We start from the raw sequence: 25,395 nt of genomic DNA, 5'->3' as shown, positions 1-25,395 counted from the left end.
GTCCAACTCCCTCCTGTAATCAAACTTTGCCTTACGATGTGAAACACAGATGTTTGTAAGAAACTTTTCAATGATATTTGCCAAAAGGGTACCGGTAGAATATCCCCCTCCAGCCGCTGTTGAAACCCATGAAACACGAACTATTTTTATAGGTATTTTCATGAATTTCAAAGGCGGACATAAACTCTTCCAGGGGAATATCCTACCTAACTAGTTGGGAAATATCGCAAGTCTCTCGAACCGTCAGAACCCTTTTCACAAGCTCAAGCAAAGTTTGATTCATTTTTTTATCTAATAATTATTTTTTGCCTGCTTTGTAATCCTTGGCGTATTTATCCGCCCATTCTTTCTGAACGCGCTCGCCGATCTTTTGGATCGCCTGATCAACCGTTTGGCCACCGGATAACGCCAGCTCGCCTTCCTGCAAATAGATATTGCCGACGACGATGTTTTTCACACCTGGTAGCAGCGGATACTCTGGATATTCCTTTTGTTCTACAAAGTAATGAATGTTCTTCGGCTTCATGCTGCCGTCGCCAACATACGCTTTGCGGATATCATCGTTCGTAAAACCGGTCAGGAAGCCTTTAGATGCAAATACTTTTGCGCCTTTGGCACCCGTCATAAATTGCAGCAGCTTGAACGCCGCTTCTTTGTTCTTCGAATCCTTGTTAATCATGATCGATACCGGAGTCGCCAAGCTTGTATTAGCTGCTACACCTGGAGGATGAGGAATCGGCACGACATCCCAATCAAAGCTGATTTTTTTATCCGCTTCCGCTTGACGAAGCTGCGCTACGTGCCAGTCACCGATTAGATTCATCGCTACGTTGCCCTTTTGGAACGCCGAATTGTAATGTGCAGAAGTCGTCACTTGCTCGGACCATGGCATAATCGAGCCATCCTTCTCCATATCCTTACGGAATTGGAGCGCTTTTTTGAATGGAGTCAGATCCTTATCAATAATGGATGCTCCGGTTTGAACGGTCTGCATGTACCAGGTTTGCGCCCATTGCTGCAAGTAAGCACCGTAAATTTTGTTGGCACCCTCGCCTTTGGTCATTTTCTTAGCCAAGTCTCTGAACTCGTCCCAGGTCATGTCCGCTTTCGGATAAGGCACGTTCATTTGATCGAACAGCGTTTTGTTGTAATACAGCATGTAATTGGATTTGCGGTAAGGTAATCCGTACATTTTGTCGTTCACCTTCATGCCGTCGTACAACGGACCGAAGCCGGACACGTCCACATTGTCTTTTTTAATGTAATCATCCAAAGGCTCCAAAATTCCTGTATCCAGGAATACGTCCATATTGCCGCCGAACAGATCAATCTTTTCCCCACCGGATAATTGCAGACGCAGCTTCTCATAATATTGCGCTTGAGGAATCGTCTCGAACTGAACGTTGATATTCGGGTTTTCTTTCTTGAATTCTTCATACGCCAGCTTGGTCGTTTCCAAGTCATCAGGAAGTATCGTCATGCGAAGATTAATCGTTTTCGAATCCGATGAAGACCCATTATCCGCCGCTTTATTCTCGGCCTGTTTATCACCACAGCCTGCTGCAAGCCCTACCAATAAGGTCCCCGCTAAGGCAACACTTATCATTTTTTTCATTTTACATCCATCCCTTGTTTTGTTATCATAATGATTACGCTTTCGTCGCTGTCTATAGTATAGGGGAATTCGAGCCGGTCGCAGAAGGTGAAAGTTTTATTCCCCCTCTTCCATTCACCCGTAATCTGACATCTGGAGTCGTTCAACATGATCTATTTCACGCTATTGTTTATCGTCTGTTCGATTCTTCTCACTTATCGTAAGCTCAACAGCCTGTCCACCCGATTCATGTTCGGCATTATCCTCGGATGGGTCATTTCGTTCGTTTCCTTTACTTTGTATTTGAGTAAATTCAATTATTACTACAATATCATTCATACGTTCTTTAACTTCAGTCCAGGAACATGGAACTACTTGGTGCTGACCAAATTCAACGTCAACATGCTGATTCGTTTACTGAATGGCGGCATCATTTTGTTTAACGGGTCACTTTTATGCTTTGCCGTTTCCTTTACACGTACTTCCCGAAAACGTACAAACGCCAATATTTATACGGCTATTGCCATGTTTTCTATCATTTCATTTGTATTTTACGATCCGGGTATTCAAATATGGCTACAAGACATTGCCGTGAATAGTGCCAGTACGGAAGGGCTATCTTTAAGCTCTGTGATTCATTTTCTTGAATACGGTTTCCGTTATGCGGGAGATGCGCTTATCCTAATCGCCTTCTGGATGCTGCTCAATTATTATATGAATTATCCAAAGATTCGCTTTCTGAAAAACTATGCTCTATATCATATATTGAGCCTGATTCCTGTTGTCCTGATTCATTTCCTGCTGTTCTCATGGGCTCCTAAAAACCTGGTCATCGCAACCTACCTGCAAGGCTACTACAACTACCTTCAGCCCCCTATCGGCTCTTACCCACTAACGTTGTACGTATTTCCTTATGTTGTGTTTGCGGCGCTGGCCTTTTTGCTATTTATCGTGTTTAAATATAATTCTATAGAGGCTTATCACAAAAATCAGGACGTTCAAATCAACAAAAGCATCGATACGGCATCCTTGGGAGCCAGGGCCTTTACTCACGCTTTGAAAAATCATCTGCTCGCCGTCCGTTCCGAAGCGGAATATTTGAAGGAGAAGCATGCAGACGATGAAGATACATCGTACAGCCTGGACCTGATGCTGAAGTCGTGCTCTGCCGCGATGGAAAGTATAAGCGATGCGGTTCACAAGCTCAAATCGATCGAGCTGAACCTGCAGCCATGCCGCCTCAACCTTCCCGTTAAGGAAGCATTGTCACTGGTCAAGCAAGGCCCCCATCAGGCAGATATCAAATTTGTAGCCAGTGCTGAAATCCCTTCAGCTTATATTGATCAGCAGCATATGGCTGAAGCGATTTATAACATTATTGAAAACGCTCTCGAATCGATAGCCGGTTCGGCGGATGGAGCTATCACGATTCAACTGGGACGTCAGGACAGCTGGGGAATGATCTCCATTACCGACAATGGGCCGGGTATGCCGAAGGAGCATTTGGATATGATCTTCTCCCCATTTTTCTCGACCAAACCATCGATTCATAATTGGGGGATCGGCCTTTCGTACTGTCACAAAATTGTATCCGGCCACGATGGTAAGATCAGTGTCGACAGCAAGCTAGGAGAGGGTACAACGTTCCGTATTTATCTACCTGTCATTTAGGATCAGCCCGATCAAAGCTGTTCTTTAGGAATTACAAAAATAAGGTAGGGGAATGAAATATACCCCCATTCGCCGAGGTTCAGACAAGAGAGTTAAAAAGGGGAGGCACTTGAAATGAACGGGGATCATATAAAAATACTTATCGTGGACGATATGGAGGCCCATCGCAGAAGGCTTGAACGCATCATCGCCGCTTGCGAGGATATGGAGAGTGTAGCGTCAGCAAGCTCGGGTTACGAAGCAGTGATGTACGCAGCCATGCATCAACCGGACATTGTACTCATGGATATCGAAATGGAGGATCCGTTAGCAGGTATTCATGCAGCCAAGCAAATTAACGAGAAGCTCCCACATATTAAAATTATTGTACTGACGGTCCACAAGGACGACAATATTATATTTGCCGCTTTTCAAACCGGTATTATGGATTATATTCTTAAAACCGCGGAAAAGGAAGAAATTGTGGAAGCCATTCGCTCCGCTTTTCATAACCGCTCCCCTATCCGTCCAATGATCGCTGAGAAAATACGCGAAGAATTCGTTCGCATCAAAAAAACCGAAACAAGTCTGCTCTATGTCATTCAAATTATTTCGGAGCTGACTCCAAGTGAGCTTCAAGTGCTCAAGCTTCTATGCGAAAATAAAACGCGCAAGCAAATTTCCGAGGAACGAACCGTCGAATATGAAACGATTAAGAAACAGGCTGGCAGCATCCTGAAAAAATTCAAAATGCAGAGCACCGCTGAAGTTGTAGCAACGGTCAATGAATTAAAAATATTCGAGGTGTTGAGGAAGCTATGATCGACACACAGAAACGGCAGCGTTCGAAAGTCCCGAAGCTGCCGTTTTTATAATTATTTAACCTGAGCTTGCAACTATGTCCGCTCTAACTGCGGCTTTATTTCTTTGCCGCCGCCTCGATATCCTTGGTCGCTTGCTCCGCCGCCTTGCGGAAAGCTGTGTTCGCATCGCTTATATCTTGGGCAACCTCTCTGAACGCAGTTGTCGTTGGTTTTTCCACAATATCGTCATAGACGGTTTTAGGCGAAATCGGTGCCGGCTTAGTCGGATAGAATGCCTTGATGTTTTTTCCTTTGAGCGTCGGGATATCTCTACCGAATGATTCGATCAGCTTCGAATTGTTTACAACAGGCATACCGGTACCGTCAGCCGCGAACTTCTCCTGCATCTCATCCGAAGTCAAGTAAGCCAATATATCGAAAGCAACATCTTTATGCTTGCTTGTGCTGGCTATACTAGCTAATGTAGGATACATTTGAGATCCGACTCCTGGTGCTTCTTTAAACGAAGGAAGCGGAACGGCATCCAGGTTCATATCAGCAGGAGCACCTACCATGGTGCTGTTAAAGTAAGCGTACATCGCAAGCGTCCTGTCCTTGAGGAATAGATCGGCCTCTTTCCCTTGTCTTTCTTTTGGCACAATGGCTCCCGGTATTTTATAAAATCTAGCAAAGTTCTCAGCAAACATTTTGAATTTTTCCGAATCTACCACAGGCTTCATTGTCTTAGGATCGACGAACGGAAGCGATAGCTGGTTTACCCTCTCCATATGTGAAACAGAAGTCATTAAACCGTAATACTGGGTACCTCCCTCATTACGGGACATCTTTTTGGAAAGCTCATACACATCGTCCCAGGTCATGCCCTCCTTCGGATAAGAAACACCGAATTTATCGAACAAGTCCTTGTTGTACATTAGAACTTCAGCCGTTGTAAAGATGGGTAGTGAAAATACGCTTCCCTTGCCATAGTCCTTAATAAAATCAAACGTTGATTTTTCCAGACGGTTTGTATCGTAATTTGTTTTCTTAATAAATTCGTTCAAATCCGTCTGCAGGTTGTAGTTTTGGAATTGTGCAACAAAACCGATGGAAAGAATGACGATATCGAGTTCTTGTCCAGATGCAATCACCTCATTGATGCTCGTTCCTGTACCGAAGGGTATAAATTTGGGGGTCACGTATGGGAATTTCTCTTTAATTTTTTTGCCCATCAAGTCCATAAATTGTTCATCCGTTGTTCCTGTATTGGGACGGTAGAACGTAATTTCTACAGGGTCTCGTTTGACATCACTAGCGACCTTAGCCGGTTGGCTTTCTTTGGACCCTCCACTGTCACCACCACACGCAGACATAAGAAGCAGACCACTTAAGGTTGAAGCAAGCATCACTTGATTTCTTTTTTTCATTTCTGTGACCCCCTAAATTAAATGAAATAATCATAAAACAATAATAGGTGCCGTGATGACTTCTTTTATACTGAATATAAATAAACTCTTTTTTAAAACGCTTACATAAAGCGCTTTCATTTATTATATAACAAATGAACATTGCAGCAGAGACCACAATATTCATCTATTTTTGCACTATATTCACATTTTCCAGGTAATGTTCACGCTTTGCTCATGATGCGCCGAACGCTGCCACCAGCATAATGCCCAGCGCAACGATGGCAGATGAGATGATTCGTTGAGTCGCTTGTTTTTCCTTCAGAAGCCATACCCCCAGAATCGTTCCAAACACAATGCCTATCTCGCGTATTGGGGATATGTGCGACAACGGAGAAATGCTCATAGCATAGAGGAATAACAAGTAAGAGCCCGGATTCAAAATCGCTCCAACAGCAATTCCTTTCCAATTCATGATTAGCTGCTTTTTCAAGCTAGGAACGCCAAGAACAGATTTAGAAATCCCCAATACAAATCCGATATTTGCAATCTCCAGTAAGGTGAAGGGCGATAAATTATGTAGATTAAGTTTGTCTACTAGTACATAAAATGTCGTACATAACCCAACCGATAACGCCAGCAGCAGCGGCTTCCGCTGTGCCCCTCCGATATTTCGGCCAAAAGTCCGCCCACTCATAATAAAAATCCCCGCTAGGATGCAGCCTAAGCCAAGCCAACCCAATAGGGACAGTGACTCTCCCAGAAAAATAACCCCTATCGTCGGAATGAGCAAGGTAGAAGTCCCTCTCATTACAGGGTAAACCTGTGATAAATCACCGTGCTTATACGTTTCGGTAAGTAATAAACCATAGGCGGCCTGCAGCCCTAAGGAAAGGACAACTAATACGTACCCTGATGCCGATAAGTCCGCGTGAATGAGTTCCATCACTGAAGATGGAAGCAAAATCACAATAGAGGGAATTAGGATCGCCCAGAGGAACAAGCCCTTCTCCTCACTTTTTTTCGCAAACAAATTCCAGACCGCATGAGTCAGGCCTGAACAAATAACAAGTAACAACGAAACAATAATCACACCAAGCCATCCCCTCTCACCTGCTAGTTCACACATAATAACACACAAACACACACAATTTCAATAACACAATTACAACTACATAGAAAAAGATGTTCACCAATCCCTATGTAACATGCCTAAACAACAAAATGCATACTTCTGTCCCTGACGGACAAAAATATGCATCATGATGGCACTAGATTGCTACTCCCACCAATGCTTCATCTCAGTGAAGCCAACATCCCAAAGCTTAGCGTTCCCGGCTATTATAAACGTAACTTCGTTTATCCTGTCCACTGGGAAGTCTAGAACTACTGCATCCTCATCATATTGTTCATTTAGCTGTGCCCTCAATTCTCCATCCACCAATAACGTGACCTCGCCTTGGAAATCCTCATTGTCGAGAATACCATAATAGCCATAGAACATGACATCTTTTTTGTTTCCTAAGATATAAGTGTATTTTGTGCTTTTTCCATCTTCACTGCTGTACACGTTCATTTTGGGCTCTACCTTCTCACCTGCAACGGTGAAGCTTGGAAGCTTTCTAGTCATAGGCATACTTTCATTCATTTCTTTCAGATCACTTAATGCTTGAATAGGCCCTTCTCTTTTTGCCATAGCATAATGGATAGTTTCAGAGATCGTCATAATTCCAACTAAAAGTACACCTATAGATAATGCCGAAGCCGCGAGCTTTTTAAATGAAATTTTCGAAGAAAAACCAACCTTATAAGCAACGAATCCGATCCCTGCACCTAATGTATTGGATATCACATCATCTATATCAAAGCTGCCAAGATAGGTTAAAGCTTGCAGCGTCTCCAGCACAAGAATCGCTAGGATAAAGAAGAGGATGAACTTCCCAAAGCGTATACGATACAACAAGGGAATGAATATTCCAAAAGGGATAAAAGCAGCAACATTTCCAAAATCATATAACCATGAAATATAAAATTAGAATGGTGTATACAAAGATTCCTACAAAGATGAGTTTCCGTAAATTCACTTCCATACTCTCTCCCTAATGTCTCCTTAAGTTAAAATATATTATTGTTGTTCCTCATGTAAGGAAGACAAGGGAAGGAAAGCATTTGTATCATGGAAAAAGATTTTTTGAGCCTAAGGAGGCGAGCAGCATCCCCATAGTACGGTAGCCACACCAAGTAAAAAGTTTTGTTTGCATGGGTTTACTTGATAAAACAAAAGCACGGACTCCACCCCAATGGAATCCGTGCTCTATATTTTTATTGACATTACTCATACACGATTGGAATACCGTGACTCGCATACTTATCCACAATCTCACGGTCGATTAAAGAATCCGTTATGAACCTCTCCACTTCGTCGATAGCGCACACTTTGATCAAGGAAACGACATCGAACTTACTGCTGTCAGCGAGAGCGATGGTTCTCTTGGCATTTTTATGCATAATCTTCTTCAGCTGGATTTCAGCGATTCCGTAATCGGTAACGCCCTCCTCCAGCGAAATGCCGCTCACGCTCATGAAGAATAGATCTGCGTGAAACTGGGATACGAAGGCTTCCGCCAAATCACCGACAACTCCCCGCTCCTGGTTGCGGATGACCCCACCTGTCAAAATGATCGTATAATCAGGCATATCTACGAGCTCATTGGCAATAGGAAGAGAATTGGTAATAATAGTAAGCCGATCGAACTTCCGCTTTAATGCTCTAGCGAACTCCGTATTCGTCGTGCTCACGTCCAGCGCGATGGATTGCCCTTCCTCCACGTACTTCGTTGCCAGCTCGACGAGCTGCTTCTTTTCCTCCACGAATTTCGTTTCGCGAAAAGTTAACGGCTGCTCCTTCTTATAGTCAATGTCAGCTAGAATGGCTCCTCCGTGAACCCGTCTCAGGAAACCTTCCTTCTCCAGAAACTCCAAATCCCTGCGCACGGTTTCGAATGAAACGCCGAACATCTCGATTAAATCGGAAACAACGACGGATTTTTCCTTATTGATTTTATGAATGATGGCTTGATGCCTTTGCTGCACGAACAAGTCATTTCCATCCTCTCTGCCCTCAAGCTGGCTCGTGGAAACACAAGCTATCGCAATTGTAGCACAATCCTATCTAATTTCATAATAATACACACACAAACACAACAATCCGCACGACACTTAAATAGGCTCTTCTTCCAGGCTGGTCGATTCCATATAGTTGATGAACTTTCGCAATGAACCCGCCAACTCCCGGCTAATATCCCCTTGCTCAAACATCAGCTGTACTTCATTACGCTCCACCTGCAGCGCTTTGAACATGATCTCTCGCTTCTGCTTATGGAACAGTTCCAGTTTATGAGGCTGTATTTGATTTCTACACAACCGGTCGATAATAGCTTGATAATGTGCAATAACCGTCTCCGCAGCCGTTCGATTCTTATCTGTTATGCGCTGTTGAATAGCATCTATAGCCGCACGTGAAGTTTGAACTTTTGCCTTACGAAGCATCTCTGCACTGGAGCCTGATTTCGTCTTCTGATTTTTCACCCACTTTGCCCATATTCGTTTCATCAATGCTATAGGAACAGGCAAACGTAAACGAACCCGGTTCGTAATCGCGAGCTCCATCTCGTTCAGCATCTGCTGCGCCTGAAATTCAGCTTCTGGTGATATTTCACCCTTAGCCAACAATTGAGCCAATGCTTCACGCTCCGCCTGAAGACCTATCATGCGAGCTTCGTTCTCCATTTCCCTATAGTCCGGACCAAACCAGGAGTCATTGTAACCAAGCGCAGCTCCCAGCTTCATCAGCTTCTTATAATCGGAAATCACAGAATGAGCTGCCGCTCTGTTCTCATCGGTCATTTCTTCCTTAACCGAGCTGATCGCCGCCTTAATAAGCTGAATTTTCGCCTCATGCTCCTGCAGTTGAATGTTCTCCTCCCCAACACCATCATCGCGCTTCGCTAATAACGGCAGCAAAAGACTTGCCGTCAAGAGAGTGAATAATATAACCCCTGCTGCTATGAAAATGATCAAAGAACGCTGCGGGAAGGGGCTTCCGTCTAGCAGCATATAGGGGATAGAAAACGCGCCTGCCAAAGTAACCGCCCCTCGAACCCCAGACAATGCGGTCAGCAAAGAGGAAGTGAAGTCGGTCTTTTTCAAGAACAAATAAACCCATACAAACCTAAGGAAGACCAGCATAAGCGAGACAGCAACGATATAGCCGAACACGAGTATGTTGCTAAAAGCCGTATCCACGTAGATGACATGAATTACATCCGGAATTTGTAGACCCAAGAGCAAGAACACAAGACCGTTCAAAATAAACAAAATAAACGACCAAGTGCTTGCTGCGACGACCTTCATTTTTGCAGTTGAGAACTCCATATAATCTCGCTCTATCGCATGAATGATGCCTGCAGCAACAACCGCCAAAATGCCGGACACTTTCAACTCCTCAGCAATAAAATAAGTAACGAAAGGGGTTAAAATTTGAAGCAGCATATGGAAGGTTGCATCCTCCATCCCCCACCGACGGATAAACAACCGCATTCGAATGATGAGAAAAGCAACGACAGCTCCGCAAACCAAGCCTCCGACAGCCACAAGGAAAAAATTCACAATGGCATGTCCCAGCGAAAACACGCCAGTAACCATGGCTGCTATGGCGAACTTAAATGCAACCAAGCCGGAAGCATCGTTCATCAAGGCTTCTCCCTCGAGGAGGCGCATAATTTTTTTGGGCAAATGAATCCGTCCAGCCAAGGAGCCAACAGCAACCGCATCCGTTGGGGACAAAATGGCCGCTAACGCGAAGGCAGCTGGCAGCGGAATAGAAGGAATCATCCAGTGAATGAAATAACCTACGATAAATACAGTCACGAACACTAAGCCTAACGCTAACAGAAGGATGGGAACCCGCAATTTCCATAGCTCGTCTCTCGGCGTCATTTTACCATCATTGAACAATAGCGGGGCGATAAACAAAATAAAGAACAATTCCGGCTCCAATCGTAAATGAAGACCCAGCGGAAATATAGCCGCCATCATACCCAAGCCTATTTGAATTAGCGGGATGGGAACGAGCGGAACAAACCGGTTTAGCAGATTGGAGATGATGATCATGACCAAGAGTGCTATAACTGCTAAAAATACTTCCATCCTAACAAGTCTCCTCCGCATCATTATTATATCCCCTAGTCCTTGTATAACCGAATTCACCTCCACATAAACGACTGAAATAGGTTTAGCTGCAGAGTCATTTTGTCGTTTCTCCTTTTTTCCGTGTATAATAAAGCTACCTGTGCCGTACGGCCGATTCAACCTTATCAAAAAGGGGTTTTTCGTCAATGGACACCAAGCAAAGCTTATATGAACAGCAAACGGCGAAAGCCCTTAAGCTGTGGGAGAAAGATCTGTTAAAGCCACCTGGATTTTTAGAGAAAGCTTCCAGGTCCGTATCGACGAAAATCAATCAGGTCATCCCGGAAAAGGTACATCAAACGATAACGGCTACGGTGAAAGGTATTTTTCAGACAGCACTGTTCAGCATGGAGTACATGCCCAAAAATCCGCCTATCGTTGGAGTAACACTTGCGATGAGAGATCATAGAGCCGAGGAATTGCTCGGATTTTATAAAAAGCTGGCGGCAGCCGAAGGCGCGGGTGCAGGCGCAGGAGGTATACTGCTGGGTCTTGCGGACTTCCCTATTCTTATAGGGATTAAAATGAAATTCCTTTTCGAGCTGGCTCATGCATATGGACATTCGACTCACGATTACCGTGAGCGGCTGTTCATCCTTCAAGTTTTCCAGCTTGCCTTTTCCAGTCAGGAAAAGAAGGAAGCGTTGTATAAAACGATCGTCCGTTGGCCTCTAAATGAACGTTCACTCCCCCCTGCCGATTCGTACGCCCAGCATATTAACTGGCTGCAGCTGCAGCAGGAATATAGGGATACGATCGATTTTCGCAAAATGCTCCAGCTTATACCGGGTATCGGCGCTGTAGTCGGGGCATGGGCCAATTACGGACTGCTCGATGAGCTCGGACGAGTCGCTATGAACTGTTATAGGACGCGCTGGCTGGAGGAAGCCGCCTACCTTGAACAAGAAGAATCGAAGCCAAAGGAGACTACTACAGATGAAAATTAGCAAACAAACGGCAGAGCACTATATTTGGGGCACGGTATGCGACGGTTGGCATTTGGTCAAGCAAGAGGAGTTAAGCGTCATCCATGAACGGATGCCTGCGGGAACTTCTGAAGTGCGGCATTATCATATGCGCTCAAGGCAGTTTTTTTTCGTGCTGAGCGGAACGGCAGAGCTGGAGCTTCATGGTGAAACGGTTCAGCTGCATCCCCACGAAGGCGTAGAAGTACCTCCGGAAATCCCTCATCAAATGAAGAATACTTCCGATAAAGACGTGGAGTTTCTAGTTATCTCCCACCCTCAGACTCGGGGGGATCGTATTGCAGTTGAGTAGTTACAAGGGGGGGATGTAATTGAAGCTAATACATGTTTCGATTCTTATTATTTTATTATTCTTTCTTGCTGCTTGTGATAAGGAAGTTAATTTCAAAGAGCACCTAGCGAAAATATACAGCACTGCCTTCGGTTCCATGATAGATGAGAATAATGCAGCCAATAGCAATACTAATTATATCGCTGTGGACATGAGTCATTTTAGCGACCTGAAAGAACAAGATAAGCAAGAGATATTAAAATATTTCGAAGATAAGTATAAGATTAAGGTCATGGATGCTTCGTATGAGAAGTTATTACAGATGGACTTATATAATCCCGATACGATGGTCCTAGATGGCGTTCTTCTCAGAATAGAGAAAGTCGATTTTGTAGCTAATGACTTCCTCTTTGAAGGTTCTAAATATAGAGCAGGAACCCATGCGTATGGCTATAAAGGCATTGTTCATTTCAAGAATGGGACATGGCAAATAAAAGAATCGAAACAGACTTGGGAAAGCTAGTCAAAAACTATAATAAAAAAGCTACCTGGTTAGGGAGCTTGAGTCTGTCGATAAACCCATTTATTCAGAAGATGACGGATGACGGGAGGTGGGGTATCCCCTGGAGGAACGAAAGCGTCCACCTTTGTTATCGGGAAATGACCGCTGTAAAGCGAATGAATTGAAAATTTCCCGATAACAACAGTGGCCGGAAGGGGGTACCCCACCGGAGTACCACGTACACATCTGAAGCTTCATGGGTTTCTCGACTCTCTGAAGCTCCCTGCTTAAGGGAGCTTTTTATTACCACGTAACGAATCCCTTCGACCCAACACCAGGGTTGTTCAGCAGCTCCATCACCGGTACAGTATACGCCACCAGGATGAGGACTGCGATCACTCCAACCCATACGCCCCAACGCTCGAAGATCGCCGGTGTTTTCTCAGCCGTATCCCGTACTTCGGCTACCGGATACTCCGTGTGGCCTTTCGGCGCGTTCAGCAGCATTATTACGTTCACAATGATCATTATCACGCCAATGAACAAGATCGTGCCGCCTAGAGCCATCACTACATTATAGGGCATCCAAAGAATCGCATCCGGATGATTCTCATAGGTGGTATACGCAGTACGGCGTGGCGAACCCAACAGACCTGAAATATGCATGGCTCCTGACATGAAGAACATCCCTACCAGCCAAACGATCGTCTGGGCAATCCCCAATTTATGCATGAGCGGCGTGAGCACCCGTCCGGTCAGAGCGGGTATGAGCCAATAAGTGACTCCGAAGAACGTGAGTGCAACACTCGTGGCAACGGTGAGATGAAAGTGCCCTGTCACCCACATTGTATTATGAACAACCATGTTCATTTGGTTACTTGCATTAATTAATCCGCCTGCGCCTGCCGGAATAAATATCAGCATCCCCATAAATGGAGCAAAAAATCGTACGTCTTTCCAAGGGAGCTTTTTCAGCCATCCGAACAACCCGGTTGCTCCTACAGAGCGTCCATGCAGCTCGAACGTAGCAAATAGGGAGAATGCCGTCATCAAGGAAGGTACTACAACCATGAAGGTAAGCACGACTTGCACATACTTCCATACCGAAGAAATACCCGGCTCCATCAGCTGATGGTGAAAGCCGACCGGAATCGAGAACAACAGCAGCATAATAAAAGCTAACCGCGCAAGCGCGTCGCTGAACATTTTGCCGCCGATAATTTTTGGGATCACTACATACCAGCAAATATAAGCAGGCAGCAGCCAGAAATAAACGAGCGGATGCCCGAAATACCAGAATAAGGTCCGACTAAGCTCTACATTGACCGTTTCCACCCAACCGAACGACCAAGGTATGAGCATGAACAGCACTTCGATGGCAACGCCAATCGTAGCAATTAGCCACATCAGCATCGTGACAACAGCCATGAAGCCGAATAGCGGAGACATTTGACCGTTATGCGTTTTTTTCCAATAACGATATTGGATGAATATTCCAATTCCACTCATCCAGCTTCCGACCACTACAAGAACCAAAGCGACATAAAACCATGGGGAAGCTTTCATCGGTGCATAGAATGTGTACAGCACAGTTGCTTTATTCAATAGAATCATTATTGTTGCAATCACGGTTCCAGATGTCATCAGACCATACCCAAGCCATCCAAGTGATCGGGCTATCGGCAGCAAATGGCCGCCCATCGTCTTAGCTACTCCAGAATATAAGAAACCTATAATAAAGTATGTAGTAAATATAAGCGCCATCAGTACACCATGTGCCGTTAGCAGCTGGTAATACCCGATTTCGTATGGAAGCTTAATCGCGCCTCCACGTACAAGCCCCTGCAGCACACCTGCAACTCCGCCTAGCAGCAGTGCGAAGAACGCGAACAAAATATGAGCGAGTACTAACGCCGAATCACGGCGATCGAATTGTTTTCCCTCGTTACTCATCCTGACAACACTCCTTGAAAAATAAACTGCCGCACATTGTGATGTTTTTCACATATTAACTCTGGATGAAGCGCTGCTTGCTCAGCCATGCCTATTTTACAATAATTCTTGTCTGCATCATTTCGTGCGCTGCTCCACAATATTCGTTGCATAGCACCAAATACTCTCCCGGCTTGGCAAATTTGTATGTCAAATGGTTCACCTCCCCTGACACGACCATCATGTTCACATTCGTTCTGGGAATTTGAAAGCCGTGTACAACGTCCTTGCTTGTAATATGAAAATGTACCGTGGCTCCGGCCGGAATCTCCATTTTATCGGGTCCATATCCAAAAGCAAAAGCCAGCATGTATGCATCGTATTCGTTTTCTCCTATTTTTTTCAAGCCCAGATCATTGAACGGCGCTGTTTGCTCCACGGTCTCCGGATCGAAGACTTCTCGGTGATGTCCGGATGCATGATCCCCCGGAGGCTGCGCTCCTAAAGCAAATGCTCCTACTCCTAACACGATCAAAAATACGCCCAGCATTGTGATGCCGACAGTTAACCAAATTTTCTCCAGCTTGTGCATGTGCATTGTACTCCAACCCCTTCAACTAATTGGTTTACCCTCGGACAGCAAACAAGACGAATACGCCAACCCAGGTCAAAATCAGAAAAGCCGCCAGCAGCATGACCGAAACGAACGTCCCTTTCAGTTTGGTATCGTCTCCTGTTTTTGCTTCCTTAAGTTCCATAATGCTTCCTCCCCCTTCGGGTGTTGACTTCTGTGTTCATTGTAAAATTAAGGCTGTGGCGTCACTATGAACAAAGTCACATCGATTCTTAAGGAATCGTGAACGTTTTATGTACATCATTAATTAGCTCCTGCAACAATTTGGTTTTCATTTGTAACAAAAAAAAGACATTTGGAGTATTAATCCAAATGTCTCTCGTATAGCCTTCCGCCTATCGTGAATCAAACGCGCTGCGCAGTCCATCTCCAATGAAGTTGAAGCACATAATGGTAAGGAAGATCATACATCCCGGAATAACCGGATACCATGGCGCTTTGGTCATAATCGTCAAGCTTTGCGCGCTTTGCAGCAGGTTCCCCCAACTGGCTGTAGGAGGCTGAATACCTAAACCGAGGAAGCTCAAGCTTGACTCCGTCAAAATCATCGAGCCCATCTGCAGCGTTGCAGAAATGATAACTGGCGCAATTGCGTTCGGTAAAATATGGACGAAGATGATCCGAAAATCCGACATCCCGATCGTCCGTGCTGCATCGACGAATTCACGGTTTTTGATCGACATGAACTGACCTCGCAGGAGTCTTGCTTTTCCCATCCAGCCGAAGGCGACGAATACGGCAATAATATTGAAAAGACTAGGCTTAAGAATCGTCACTACAGTAATCAGGACAAAAAATTGCGGGAACGCCAGCAGCACATCGACAAGTCGCATCAGGATGCTATCCACTCGCCCTCCGTAATATCCCGCCAAAGAGCCAACGACGACTCCAATGATGACGTTAAATACAACGGAGAAGATGCCGACGGAAAGTGACACCCTTGCCCCATACAGAACACGGCTCAATAGATCGCGACCCAAGTCGTCTGTACCGAACCAATGCTCCTTGCTAGGAGGCTTTAATCGGTTCATCAGCTCCTGATCCGCAGGATCATACGGAGCAATGAGAGGGGCAAGCAGCGCCAGAAGGATAAGAGCTGCCATAATAAACAAGCTGATTAATGCGAGCCTGTTGCTCTTGAATCGTTCCCAGGCACGGTTTTTCGGTTTTGCCAATACGTTCACGGATTGGTTATTTGTTGTTGTGGTAACAGCTGCATTCATCGGATTACACCTTCGCTTCGTTTTTACTGTAGCTAACCCGAGGATCCAGGATAGCGTAAGATAAGTCGGCCAATATGCTGCCGAGGACGTACAAAAAGGCAACCAGCGTCGTTACAGCAAAGATAACCGGATAATCCCGTTGGAAGGCCGCCTCCGTGAAAAGACGACCCATGCCTGGAATGCTGAAGATAGTTTCCACAATAACCGAGCCCGCAAAAAAATGGGGCAGCGACAAACCAAACAACGTAACGAGCGGAATCAGTGCATTACGCAAACCATGGAACGATAGAATCCGGCCGTCCCGAAGACCTTTCGCTTTAGCGGTTCGCATATAATCCTGGTTAATAACTTCAAGCATGCTGGAGCGTACATAGCGAATCCAGACGGCAACCTCCGAGCAAGCAATAGTGAACACCGGTAAGATCAAATGGAGAACCCTGTCCGACATACTGAAAGGAGCGTTAATCGTTTGTAAGCCGCCCGATGGAACCCATCCGAGTCTTACTGCGAAAAACATGATGAGCAGCAGGCCCAGCCAGAAACCCGGTATTGAAATACCGATGAAAGTCACCGCAGAGACGATCTGATCAAAACGGGAGTTAACTTTAACCGCACAAGTGATGCCTAATGGAATCGCTATGGCTATCGCCAGTATAAAGCTGGTTACCGTCAAGAGCAGCGTATTCGGCAGCCGATCCCACAGAAGCTCGGATACAGGTTGGTTTTTCAGGAAAGAAGTCCCGAAGTCGCCCACTACCAGGCCGCTAATCCATTTCCAATACTGAATGTAGAGAGGCTGATCCAACCCGTAGGATTTAATCATGTTCTCCTTATCAACGGCTTTTATTGTCGGATCATCAATGTATTGAGAAAGAGGGCTGCCCGGAGCCATATGAATAATTGCAAACGAGATGATCGTAATACCGATCAGAATGGGAATGGCGTTCAGCAAACGCCTTAGGGCAAAACGGACCACCGGTTGTCACTTCTTTCTTTATAAATTCAGTGTGAAGCTCTTATTATTTCGTGAAGTACCACTTTTGAATCTCTCTCAAATTATCACGAGCTGGATTGAAGCCCTCCAGATTGCTTGGATATGCCATGGTCACTGTAGGGGAGTACAAGAAAGTATAAGGCTGATCTTCCGCAATCAAGGAATCAATTTTGCCCAGAAGCTCTTTACGCTTGTTCAAATCGAATGTTCTCAAGTCTTCGTCGATCAGCTTGTCTACCTCAGGATTGTTATAGGAGACATAGTTGGAGCCGCCTTCTACCATGGTGGAATGCCAGATGCTTTTCGGGTTCGGATCTCCGGAGATACTCCAACCGTGGAACAGTGCCGTGAAGTTTTTGCCGGACCAGTTTTTCGTGAAAGCAGAGCCTTCCACTACGCGAGGCTGTACGCTAACGCCAACTTTTTTCAACTGCTGCTGAATAACCGTTACCGCTTTCTCACGGACTTTATTTCCTTGAATCGTTTGCATTTCAAATTCGAACTTCTGACCGTTTTTATCTAAAATTCCGTCGCCGTCGCTATCCTTCCAGCCCGCTTCAGCCAACAGCTTCTTCGCTTTCTCTACATCATATGGGAACTTAGGCACATTGTCCGTGTAATTCCAATACGAAGGAGACGTTTGGCTGTTCACAAGCTTGCCTTGGCCTTCAGCTACATTATCTACGATGCCTTGACGATCAATCGCCATCGTTAGGGCTTGACGTACTTTTTTATCCTGGAATAACGGATTCGTCAGGTTCCAAGCTACGAACTGGTATTGGCCTGTTCCGATGCCTTTTTGCAGCTTAATCTTGCCGGATGTCTTAGCGAATTGCTCAATTGCTTGCAGGTTGTCGGCAGGAACAGCGATCACGTTGATTTCACCTGTTTGCAGCTGAGCCATCATAGCATTCGCGTCCGGAACAATCTTAGCCGTTACTTTCTCGATGGCCGGCTTGCCGCCGTAATAGTTCTCATTGCGTACGAAGCGCAAGTATTGTCCTTGCTTCCATTCTTCCAGCTTATAAGCCCCGGAGCCCACTGGCTGTTTGAAGAATGTCGATTTCTCCATGTCCTTGATAGCAACATCCTTCAGCAGGTGCTGAGGCAGAATGTTATAGATCATCATATCGATATAACCAGCGTTAGGCTCGCTGAATGTGAATTTAATGGTCGTATCGTCCACTTTCTCGACTTTGGTCACCTTGGTAAATGGAGCTTTACGAGGTCCCTTGTATTCCGGATTAATCGGAATGTTATAAGTGAATACAACATCATCGGCCGTTACCGGCTTGCCGTCCGTAAATTTAGCATCATTGCGGATTTTGACTGTCATTTCCAGCTTGTTGTCGGAAAATTGAGGCTGTCCTACAGCCAAATCAGGAACAATATTTTGCTTCTCATCGAAACGGTACAGCGTACTGAATACCATCTCAATCATTTCGCTCGATGTCGTTGTTGTAGCCCAGAATCGGATGAAGCCTTGCGGTTCAGACAAATAAGCTGTATTGATTTCGCCGCCGTCGATTTTCTCTTTCTTGGATGCGGATGCCGCCTGATCGGCTGGCTTGTCTGTTGCTGCAGTACCGGCTCCACCTGAGGAACAGGCCGACAAAAATAATGTTGCGGTCATGACCGTAGCAAGAGCGAGGCTGCCGGCTCTGCCAAATGTATTCTTAAACATGTGATTACCCCTTTCTTTTCATAACAAAATACGATTGGTTTATATGAGATGGCACGAGGCAAAATGGCCCGGCTCCAATTCCCTGAAGACTGGCTTCTCGATGCTGCATCGTTCGGTGGCATGAGGACAGCGAGGATGGAAAGAGCAGCCTGACGGCGGATTCGCCGCATTCGGCACCTCGCCTTTTAGTATAATTCGCTCCCGCTTCGCATCCATTTCCGGTTCTGGAACCGAAGATAATAAGGCTTGGGTATACGGATGCTGCGGATTGCCAAACAACTGATCCCGACTTGCCAGCTCTACAATTTGACCCAAATACATAACGGCGACCCTATCTGAGATGTGGCGAACCACACTTAGATTATGAGAAATAAATAAATACGACACCTTGGTCTTGGTTTGCATCTCTTCAAGCAAATTGACAATTTGCGCCTGAATGGATACGTCGAGTGCCGATACAGGCTCGTCCGCCACAATCAGCTTCGGGTTTAAGGAAACGGCCCGAGCGATCGCAATACGCTGACGCTGTCCGCCGGAAAATTCATGCGGATATAATCTGGCGGTTTGGGAGCTCAGCCCGACCATATCAAGCAGTTGTTCCGCTCTTTTCGCTGCTTCCTTCCAGCTAAGTCCCCCTTGAACCACTAAAGGCTCGGCGATTGCCTTCCCTACCGATATTCTGGGGTTCAGCGATGCGTAAGGATCTTGGAAAACGCACTGCATATCTTTTCGGATCGCTTTCAGTTGACGCTGGTTCCATTTTCCGATGGATGCTCCTTGGAATAAAATTTCACCATCGGTCAAATCCATCAAGCGCAAAGCAAGCCTGCCTACTGTCGATTTACCGCAGCCGGATTCCCCTACAATACCCAGGGTTTCGCCTTCATGAACGGTAAAGCTGACACCGTCTACCGCTTTCACTGCGCCTTTTTTCAAATTTCCGCCGATCCCAAAATATTTCTTTAATCCTTTTATTTCTAAAAGCGGAGCGCTCACGTTCCGTAATCCCCCTTTGAAGATAGGCTAAACCAGTATGCAGCGGACTTTATGGCCTGCACCGAGATCTTTAAGCTCTGGCTGCTTCTCACGGCATTCCGCTTTAACCATCGGACATCGGTCCGCAAACCTGCAGCCTGTCGGAAAGGAGCCCGCAGGCGGCACATTGCCGGGAATTGGAACCAGCTTATCGATCGTTCCCTGCATACGGGGCGTAGACTGGAGCAGACCGTTCGTATACGGATGCTTCGCCCCCGTAAATATCGTTCTGACATCCGCCGTCTCTACAATTTGACCCGCATACATGACGATAACGCGGTCTGCCATTTCGGCTACGACGCCTAGATCATGCGTGATGAAAAGCACGGACATATCACTTTCTTGCAGCAGCTGCCGGATCAAATCCAATACTTGAGCCTGGATTGTGACATCCAATGCTGTTGTAGGCTCGTCCGCAATTAGCAAATTCGGCTTACACGCCATAGCGATGGCGAGCATCACCCGCTGCCGCATACCTCCGGACAGCCTGTGCGGATATTCCTTACGAATTCGGCTCGGCTCCGGGAAGCCTACTCGACGCAGCCAGTCCTCTGCTGTTGCGATAGCCTCTTCCTTGGAAATCCCGAGATGTCTGTTAATAGCTTCAACCAGTTGAGTTCCGATCGTAAGAACCGGATTCAACGAGGTCATCGGTTCCTGGAAGATCATGGCCATTTGTCTTCCCCGTACTTGGGACATTTCACGCTTGTTCAAGCCGACTAGATTACGGCCCCCGAATCGAACTTCGCCTTCAGCAATTTCTCCGACTCGTGGAAGAAGCTGCATAATGGACAGAGAGGTCATGCTTTTACCGCATCCGGACTCTCCGACTAAGGCAACGACTTCATTTTTCCCGATCTCGAAATCAATGCCATCGACAACGGTCACTTCCCGTTTCTTGTCTTTTATTACTGTCTTAAGAGATTTCACTTCCAAGATAGCCTCGGACAGGGGGATCACCCTCACTTCAAATTCAGTATCATTTTTCATATAAAGGTAAATTTTTCATAATCCACATTGTCTTCTATTCTATGATTAATTGACCCACTTGTCATTATAAATCTTTATAAAATATTTATATTTTTCTATAAATGCTTATTATAAAAGGAAAATGGATGACTCATCATTAGTTTTTTTATATCCTCTTTCATTTTTTACCAAAAAATTTATAACGAATGAATATCAACTTGATCCAGCCAACCCCCAATGTCTCCAATGACGGATTGAACGGTTCCCTCTGTAAATGGCGAACGAAGTGCTGCCACCTCTACCAGCTCGCTGAAAGACCGGCTTCCGCCTTCTTTACATAGATGCAAGTAATCCCCCCACGCCTGCTTGCTGTCCGCTTGGTTCCTTACCCAAAATTGCAGCGCGCAAATTTGCGCTAAAGTATAGTCAATGTAATAAAACGGGGAACGGAAAATATGACGTTGCTGGAACCAGTACCCTCCACGGTTCAACAAATCATTCTCCTCCAAGTCCAGATCTGGGCGGTATACACGTTCCAACTCACGCCATTTCGCTTTGCGCTCCGCAGGTGTCGCTTCCGGATGCTCATACACGAAATGTTGAAACTCATCTACAGCAGTACCATAAGGAATGAACAGGATAGCAGAGCTTAAATGCTCATACTTATATTTTTGCGTATCCTCTTGAAAGAATAGCTCCATCCACGGCCATACCAGAAATTCCATACTCATAGAGTGAATCTCACAAGCATCCAGCGTAGGGTGCAAATACTCCGATACTTGATGATGTCGGCTCATATACTTTTGAAAGGCGTGTCCTGCTTCATGAGTCAATACATCGATGTCTCCGCTCGTTCCGTTAAAATTCGAAAAAATAAATGGAACCTGATGCGTTTTAATATAAGAGCAATAGCCTCCGACCGCTTTACCCGGTTTGCTGAGCAAATCCATGAGACCCTGTTCCGTCATCATCCGGAAGAAGGCGTCCGTCTCTGGAGACAGCTCGGCGTACATCTGCTTGCCGTTCTCGATGATCCATTCCGCATTTCCTTTGGGTACAGGATTGCCCGTTGGAAAACGGTACTTGTCATCATAATATGTTAGCTGATCGACATTCAGCATTTGTTTCTGCTGCTCACGAATACGGGAGGCAAGAGGTACCAGATGCGTCCGCACCTGCTCTCTGAATACTGCTACCTTCGCAGCATCGTAATCCGAACGCTTCATTCGTGCGTAACCCAACTCTACGAAATTAGCATAGCCCAGCTTGTGCGCAATCTCGGTTCTTACCTTCACCAGTTGATCATAAATGTTATCCAGCTGTGCTTCATGCTCCGCAAAGAAAGCATATTTGGCGTCTTGGGCGCGCTTGCGAATTTCCCTATCGGTAGATAGCGTGTAAGGAGTCAGCTGCGACAAATTAAGCTCCTTCCCATCGAAGCTGATTTGGGCCGATGCCGTCAGCTTCACATATTCCGAAGCCAGCTTGTTCTCACGACGCAGGTATTCAATGATATCCGGCGAGAACGTCTTCACCGTCAATTCAGCTATTCGAAACAGCTGCTTACCCCATTGCTCCTCCAGAAAAGGACGGAAAGGAGATTCAAGCAATGCTGTGTAATAACGGGAAACAAGGCCTTGATAGATAGGAGTACTCTGATCGAAAAATTCTTGTTCCTGCTTATAAAAGGAATCCTCAGTATTAATCGTATGACGAATTCTGGCAATAGCTGCCATCGATTCGAATTCGTTACGGAGCTCTTGGATGCTCTCCAATACAGACAGCTGGTTCTCTGGGCGATCTGCTTCCGCAAACGCTTTCAACAAATGCTCCATTTGCTCGGTTATCTGCTCGATCTCTGGTCTAGCGTAATTAAATTCTTCAAACTTTATTGTCATTATAGTCATGCCATCCCTTCATAAAAGGTCTGTAAAAATTAATTGACCCACGTTAGAACTTAATCATATTATGAAATTTTTGTCAATGAAAACATTATCCTGAATCCGTTAAGAATCGCCAAGCGTCTCATAACATACAGGTTGCCAGGTGTTCATCATAAGACCATAACGCCATCCGGCAACCCTTGCTTGGAGAAATATTTGAGCATTATGTTTTGCAGGATAACTGATCTTGAGAACAAAATTTTCCAAATCTAACTGGAATAGCTCCTCAGCAGGCAGCAACTACAACACTTCCTTTCGCATATCCATCATCCTTTTTGGAGCCTAATACTCATTGCAGCATCGTCTAATCTTCAGGTCATGGAAAGTTCTTGTTTAACGGAACGATGCCAACAGTACAATGCCAACGAAAAAAGGCCGCAACCTAGGCGACCAGTTCGTCTGTCTATGGATGCGGAACGGCTCATGACTCCCTGCCGTCTCTCGCATAATGCCTTAAAGAAGGACGAAGGAGGACTATGTTGAAGCAAGGAAACTCTCTCTTCATCGCCTTGGATGGGTGAGTTGATAGAAAGCTTTACATTCCCCGCGCTCATATTAGTTTTTTGCCAACAGATGGCAAGAAACGGAATGTGTTCCGTCCAACTGATCCATTTGAGGAGCTTGGGTCCGGCAAATGTCCATACAGGATGGACAGCGCGGATGGAACGCGCAGCCAGGTGGTGGATTGGACGCGCTTGGCAGGTCGCCTTCCAGCAATATCGGTTCCTTCTTCGCTGACGGATTGGGGACGGGTACGGACGAGAGCAAAGCTTTGGTGTACGGATGCTGCGGATTTTTGTAAAGCGTCTCTTTATCTGCGATCTCCACAATTTTCCCCAAATACATCACAGCCACCCGATCTGATATGTGTTTCACTACGCTGAGGTCATGTGAAATAAACATGTAGGTTAGTTTAAATTCCTCTTGAAGATCCTGCAGCAAATTCAATATCTGGGCTTGAATCGATACGTCAAGTGCAGATACGGGCTCATCCGCAATGATCAGCTTCGGCTGCAAAATAAGCGCGCGCGCAATGCCTATCCGCTGCCGTTGTCCTCCGGAAAATTCATGCGGGAAACGGTCGAGCTGTTCCACCGACAAACCTACCTTCTCTATAATCCACTCGACTTTTTGCCTGCGCTCCTGATTCGACCCGATATTGTGTACAATTAACGGCTCCATCAAAATTTGCTTGACGGTTTTGCGTGGATTCAGTGAAGCGTACGGATCCTGAAAGATGAGCTGCATATCTCTGCGGGATTCCCGCAGCTTCACCGAATTTAAAGCCATCAAGTCACGGCCCTGAAACCAAATTTGTCCTGCGGTAGGCTCTACAAGCCTTAACAAGCAGCGTCCCATCGTCGACTTGCCGCAGCCGGATTCTCCTACAATACTAAGGGTTTCCCCTTCATAAACCGTAAGGTCGATTCCATCCACAGCCTTGACGACAGAGTTATGTTTGGACAAAAAAGCTTTTCGATTGTAATATTTGGACAGCTCTTTGATTTCCAATAAAGCATCCATCCTTACACCTCCGCATGCAGCCAACATTTGCTGTAGTGATTGTCTTGCCATTTAGCGGGCGGTTCCTTCTTGCAAATATCGCTCGCTTTATCACACCGCGGAGCAAACCGGCATCCTTCAGGCATCTGCCTCACGGAAGGAACATTGCCCGGAATCGGCTGGAGGCGCACCCGGCTTGAATCCATATCTGGAATGGAATTCATGAGCCCTATCGTATACGGATGCTTCGGCGCCTCGAACAGCGTCTTCACGTCGGCTTGCTCCACAATTTCACCTGCATACATAACGATGACCCGGTCGCATATTTCGGCCACAACCCCCAGATCATGAGTAATAAATAAGATAGAGGATTGATGCCTCTCGCTAATCGTCTTCATTAATTTCAGTATCTGGGCTTGTATAGTAACATCAAGAGCCGTTGTCGGCTCATCTGCGATGATTAATCGGGGATTGCACGCCATAGCCATCGCAATCATCACTCTTTGCCGCATTCCTCCGGACAATTGATGCGGGAATTCGTCTACAATTTCTTCGGCTCGAGGAATTCCGACTTCCTTCAGCAGTTGAATGCTTTGCTTCCTCGCTCCAGACGCGGACAATCTCTTGTGCTTTTTAAGCGGTTCCGCTAATTGATAACCTATCGATTGAAGCGGATTAAGGGAGGTCATCGGCTCCTGAAAAATCATCGATATGTCATTTCCCCGGATGGCTCTCATTTCTTTCTCCGATAACTTCAGGAGATCTTTTCCTTGAAAAACGATCTTCCCTTCTATCCTTGCCTGCTTCCCTAATAACCGAAGGACGGACATGCTGGTCACACTTTTACCGCAGCCGGATTCACCGACTATGCCGACAATTTCGCCGGGAAGGATCTGAAAGTTAATGCGATTAACGACCCGAACCTGGTTCTCCTGCTTACCGAAGCTGATTTGCAGGTCGTCTATTTTCAGTAATGCTTCCATGCATATGCTCCTTTTGAGGGCCTCCGCGCCCGT

General features: G+C 45.8%; 22 protein-coding genes. 5 read left to right on the top strand and 17 right to left on the bottom strand.

The window, feature by feature from the left end:
• Positions 1-298 precede the first annotated feature (298 nt).
• Positions 299-1,615 carry an ABC transporter substrate-binding protein gene (locus tag QMA13_RS09530; protein WP_282941137.1) on the bottom strand — a complete coding sequence of 439 codons (1,317 nt, stop codon included), beginning with the start codon at positions 1,613-1,615 and terminating at the stop codon, positions 299-301.
• A gap of 147 nt (positions 1,616-1,762) precedes the next feature.
• On the opposite strand from QMA13_RS09530, the gene QMA13_RS09525 reads away from it, so the two are divergent.
• Both QMA13_RS09525 and QMA13_RS09520 read left to right on the top strand, forming a co-directional pair.
• Positions 1,763-3,265, top strand: a complete 1,503-nt coding sequence (locus tag QMA13_RS09525) for an ATP-binding protein (protein WP_282941136.1) — start codon at positions 1,763-1,765, stop codon at positions 3,263-3,265.
• A gap of 114 nt (positions 3,266-3,379) precedes the next feature.
• Positions 3,380-4,066, top strand: coding sequence for a response regulator transcription factor (locus tag QMA13_RS09520; RefSeq protein ID WP_282941135.1), 687 nt, complete (start codon positions 3,380-3,382; stop codon positions 4,064-4,066).
• Positions 4,067-4,163: 97 nt separating this feature from the next.
• Here QMA13_RS09520 and QMA13_RS09515 read toward each other — a convergent pair whose 3' ends face one another.
• From QMA13_RS09515 to QMA13_RS09495, 5 genes are all read right to left on the bottom strand, one after another.
• On the bottom strand, positions 4,164-5,474 hold the full coding sequence (locus QMA13_RS09515) for an ABC transporter substrate-binding protein (RefSeq protein WP_282941134.1): 1,311 nt from the start codon (positions 5,472-5,474) through the stop codon (positions 4,164-4,166).
• A gap of 214 nt (positions 5,475-5,688) precedes the next feature.
• The gene (locus QMA13_RS09510; RefSeq protein ID WP_282941133.1) at positions 5,689-6,546 is read right to left on the bottom strand and encodes an SMR family transporter; all 858 of its coding nucleotides are present in this window, start codon (positions 6,544-6,546) and stop codon (positions 5,689-5,691) included.
• Positions 6,547-6,732: 186 nt separating this feature from the next.
• Positions 6,733-7,479 carry a VanZ family protein gene (locus tag QMA13_RS09505; RefSeq protein WP_481858212.1) on the bottom strand — a complete coding sequence of 249 codons (747 nt, stop codon included), beginning with the start codon at positions 7,477-7,479 and terminating at the stop codon, positions 6,733-6,735.
• Between the two features lie 305 nt (positions 7,480-7,784).
• Entirely contained in the window at positions 7,785-8,546 is a 762-nt protein-coding gene (locus QMA13_RS09500) for a DeoR/GlpR family DNA-binding transcription regulator (RefSeq protein ID WP_349254223.1), read from the bottom strand.
• A 126-nt stretch (positions 8,547-8,672) separates the two neighbouring features.
• Positions 8,673-10,661 carry a Na+/H+ antiporter gene (locus tag QMA13_RS09495; protein WP_282941131.1) on the bottom strand — a complete coding sequence of 663 codons (1,989 nt, stop codon included), beginning with the start codon at positions 10,659-10,661 and terminating at the stop codon, positions 8,673-8,675.
• Positions 10,662-10,849: 188 nt separating this feature from the next.
• Here QMA13_RS09495 and QMA13_RS09490 point away from each other — a divergent pair, with 188 nt between their 5' ends.
• Genes QMA13_RS09490 through QMA13_RS09480 form a run of 3 tightly spaced genes read left to right on the top strand, consistent with a single transcriptional unit; the run spans position 10,850 to position 12,483 of the window.
• Positions 10,850-11,650 carry an EcsC family protein gene (locus tag QMA13_RS09490; RefSeq protein ID WP_282941130.1) on the top strand — a complete coding sequence of 267 codons (801 nt, stop codon included), beginning with the start codon at positions 10,850-10,852 and terminating at the stop codon, positions 11,648-11,650.
• Positions 11,640-11,981: a cupin domain-containing protein gene (locus QMA13_RS09485; RefSeq protein WP_282941129.1), complete on the top strand. Its 342-nt coding sequence runs from the start codon at positions 11,640-11,642 to the stop codon at positions 11,979-11,981. Before QMA13_RS09490 ends, QMA13_RS09485 begins: the two co-directional genes overlap by 11 nt.
• 19 nt (positions 11,982-12,000) lie before the next feature.
• Complete coding sequence (locus QMA13_RS09480; protein ID WP_282941128.1) at positions 12,001-12,483, top strand: peptide ABC transporter substrate-binding protein; 483 nt, start codon at positions 12,001-12,003, stop codon at positions 12,481-12,483.
• 282 nt (positions 12,484-12,765) lie between these two features.
• Here QMA13_RS09480 and QMA13_RS09475 read toward each other — a convergent pair whose 3' ends face one another.
• The 11 genes from QMA13_RS09475 to QMA13_RS09425 form a co-directional block, all read right to left on the bottom strand.
• Positions 12,766-14,415, bottom strand: a complete 1,650-nt coding sequence (locus tag QMA13_RS09475; protein WP_282941127.1) for a b(o/a)3-type cytochrome-c oxidase subunit 1 — start codon at positions 14,413-14,415, stop codon at positions 12,766-12,768.
• Between the two features lie 91 nt (positions 14,416-14,506).
• Positions 14,507-14,992 carry a cytochrome c oxidase subunit II gene (locus tag QMA13_RS09470; RefSeq protein WP_282941126.1) on the bottom strand — a complete coding sequence of 162 codons (486 nt, stop codon included), beginning with the start codon at positions 14,990-14,992 and terminating at the stop codon, positions 14,507-14,509.
• 28 nt (positions 14,993-15,020) lie between these two features.
• Positions 15,021-15,152 (bottom strand): cytochrome c oxidase subunit 2A, encoded by a 132-nt coding sequence (locus QMA13_RS09465; protein WP_282941125.1) that lies wholly within the window; start codon positions 15,150-15,152, stop codon positions 15,021-15,023.
• Positions 15,153-15,363: 211 nt separating this feature from the next.
• Positions 15,364-16,251: an oligopeptide ABC transporter permease gene (gene opp4C, locus QMA13_RS09460; RefSeq protein WP_282941124.1), complete on the bottom strand. Its 888-nt coding sequence runs from the start codon at positions 16,249-16,251 to the stop codon at positions 15,364-15,366.
• 4 nt (positions 16,252-16,255) lie between these two features.
• Positions 16,256-17,227 carry an ABC transporter permease gene (locus tag QMA13_RS09455; RefSeq protein WP_282941123.1) on the bottom strand — a complete coding sequence of 324 codons (972 nt, stop codon included), beginning with the start codon at positions 17,225-17,227 and terminating at the stop codon, positions 16,256-16,258.
• A gap of 43 nt (positions 17,228-17,270) precedes the next feature.
• Positions 17,271-18,929, bottom strand: a complete 1,659-nt coding sequence (locus QMA13_RS09450) for a peptide-binding protein (RefSeq protein WP_282941122.1) — start codon at positions 18,927-18,929, stop codon at positions 17,271-17,273.
• Between the two features lie 39 nt (positions 18,930-18,968).
• Positions 18,969-19,925: an ABC transporter ATP-binding protein gene (locus QMA13_RS09445; protein ID WP_282941121.1), complete on the bottom strand. Its 957-nt coding sequence runs from the start codon at positions 19,923-19,925 to the stop codon at positions 18,969-18,971.
• 27 nt (positions 19,926-19,952) lie between these two features.
• Entirely contained in the window at positions 19,953-20,954 is a 1,002-nt protein-coding gene (locus QMA13_RS09440; protein WP_282941120.1) for an ABC transporter ATP-binding protein, read from the bottom strand.
• A 176-nt stretch (positions 20,955-21,130) separates the two neighbouring features.
• Positions 21,131-22,831 carry a M3 family oligoendopeptidase gene (locus tag QMA13_RS09435; RefSeq protein WP_282941119.1) on the bottom strand — a complete coding sequence of 567 codons (1,701 nt, stop codon included), beginning with the start codon at positions 22,829-22,831 and terminating at the stop codon, positions 21,131-21,133.
• A gap of 600 nt (positions 22,832-23,431) precedes the next feature.
• A complete protein-coding gene (locus QMA13_RS09430; RefSeq protein WP_282941118.1) occupies positions 23,432-24,400 on the bottom strand; it encodes an ABC transporter ATP-binding protein in 969 nt (322 codons plus the stop codon).
• Positions 24,401-24,402: 2 nt separating this feature from the next.
• Complete coding sequence (locus QMA13_RS09425) at positions 24,403-25,362, bottom strand: ABC transporter ATP-binding protein (RefSeq protein ID WP_282941117.1); 960 nt, start codon at positions 25,360-25,362, stop codon at positions 24,403-24,405.
• Positions 25,363-25,395 lie beyond the last annotated feature (33 nt).

Origin of the sequence: Paenibacillus sp. RC67 (genome assembly GCF_030020805.1) — a bacterium.
Lineage (GTDB): Bacteria > Bacillota > Bacilli > Paenibacillales > NBRC-103111 > Paenibacillus_S.
The sequence above is the reverse complement of the archived record's forward strand: the minus strand, read 5'-3'. Positions and strand labels throughout refer to the sequence as shown.

Coding starts and splice junctions, on each gene's coding strand:
- opp4C (WP_282941124.1), bottom strand. CDS start 16,251: ATGAATGCAGCTGTTACCACAACAACAAATAACCAATCCGTGAACGTA.
- QMA13_RS09430 (WP_282941118.1), bottom strand. CDS start 24,400: ATGGATGCTTTATTGGAAATCAAAGAGCTGTCCAAATATTACAATCGA.
- QMA13_RS09435 (WP_282941119.1), bottom strand. CDS start 22,831: ATGACAATAAAGTTTGAAGAATTTAATTACGCTAGACCAGAGATCGAG.
- QMA13_RS09515 (WP_282941134.1), bottom strand. CDS start 5,474: ATGAAAAAAAGAAATCAAGTGATGCTTGCTTCAACCTTAAGTGGTCTG.
- QMA13_RS09530 (WP_282941137.1), bottom strand. CDS start 1,615: ATGAAAAAAATGATAAGTGTTGCCTTAGCGGGGACCTTATTGGTAGGG.
- QMA13_RS09490 (WP_282941130.1), top strand. CDS start 10,850: ATGGACACCAAGCAAAGCTTATATGAACAGCAAACGGCGAAAGCCCTT.
- QMA13_RS09495 (WP_282941131.1), bottom strand. CDS start 10,661: ATGGAAGTATTTTTAGCAGTTATAGCACTCTTGGTCATGATCATCATC.
- QMA13_RS09425 (WP_282941117.1), bottom strand. CDS start 25,362: ATGGAAGCATTACTGAAAATAGACGACCTGCAAATCAGCTTCGGTAAG.
- QMA13_RS09450 (WP_282941122.1), bottom strand. CDS start 18,929: ATGTTTAAGAATACATTTGGCAGAGCCGGCAGCCTCGCTCTTGCTACG.
- QMA13_RS09520 (WP_282941135.1), top strand. CDS start 3,380: ATGAACGGGGATCATATAAAAATACTTATCGTGGACGATATGGAGGCC.
- QMA13_RS09440 (WP_282941120.1), bottom strand. CDS start 20,954: ATGAAAAATGATACTGAATTTGAAGTGAGGGTGATCCCCCTGTCCGAG.
- QMA13_RS09470 (WP_282941126.1), bottom strand. CDS start 14,992: ATGCACATGCACAAGCTGGAGAAAATTTGGTTAACTGTCGGCATCACA.
- QMA13_RS09465 (WP_282941125.1), bottom strand. CDS start 15,152: ATGGAACTTAAGGAAGCAAAAACAGGAGACGATACCAAACTGAAAGGG.
- QMA13_RS09485 (WP_282941129.1), top strand. CDS start 11,640: ATGAAAATTAGCAAACAAACGGCAGAGCACTATATTTGGGGCACGGTA.
- QMA13_RS09475 (WP_282941127.1), bottom strand. CDS start 14,415: ATGAGTAACGAGGGAAAACAATTCGATCGCCGTGATTCGGCGTTAGTA.
- QMA13_RS09525 (WP_282941136.1), top strand. CDS start 1,763: ATGATCTATTTCACGCTATTGTTTATCGTCTGTTCGATTCTTCTCACT.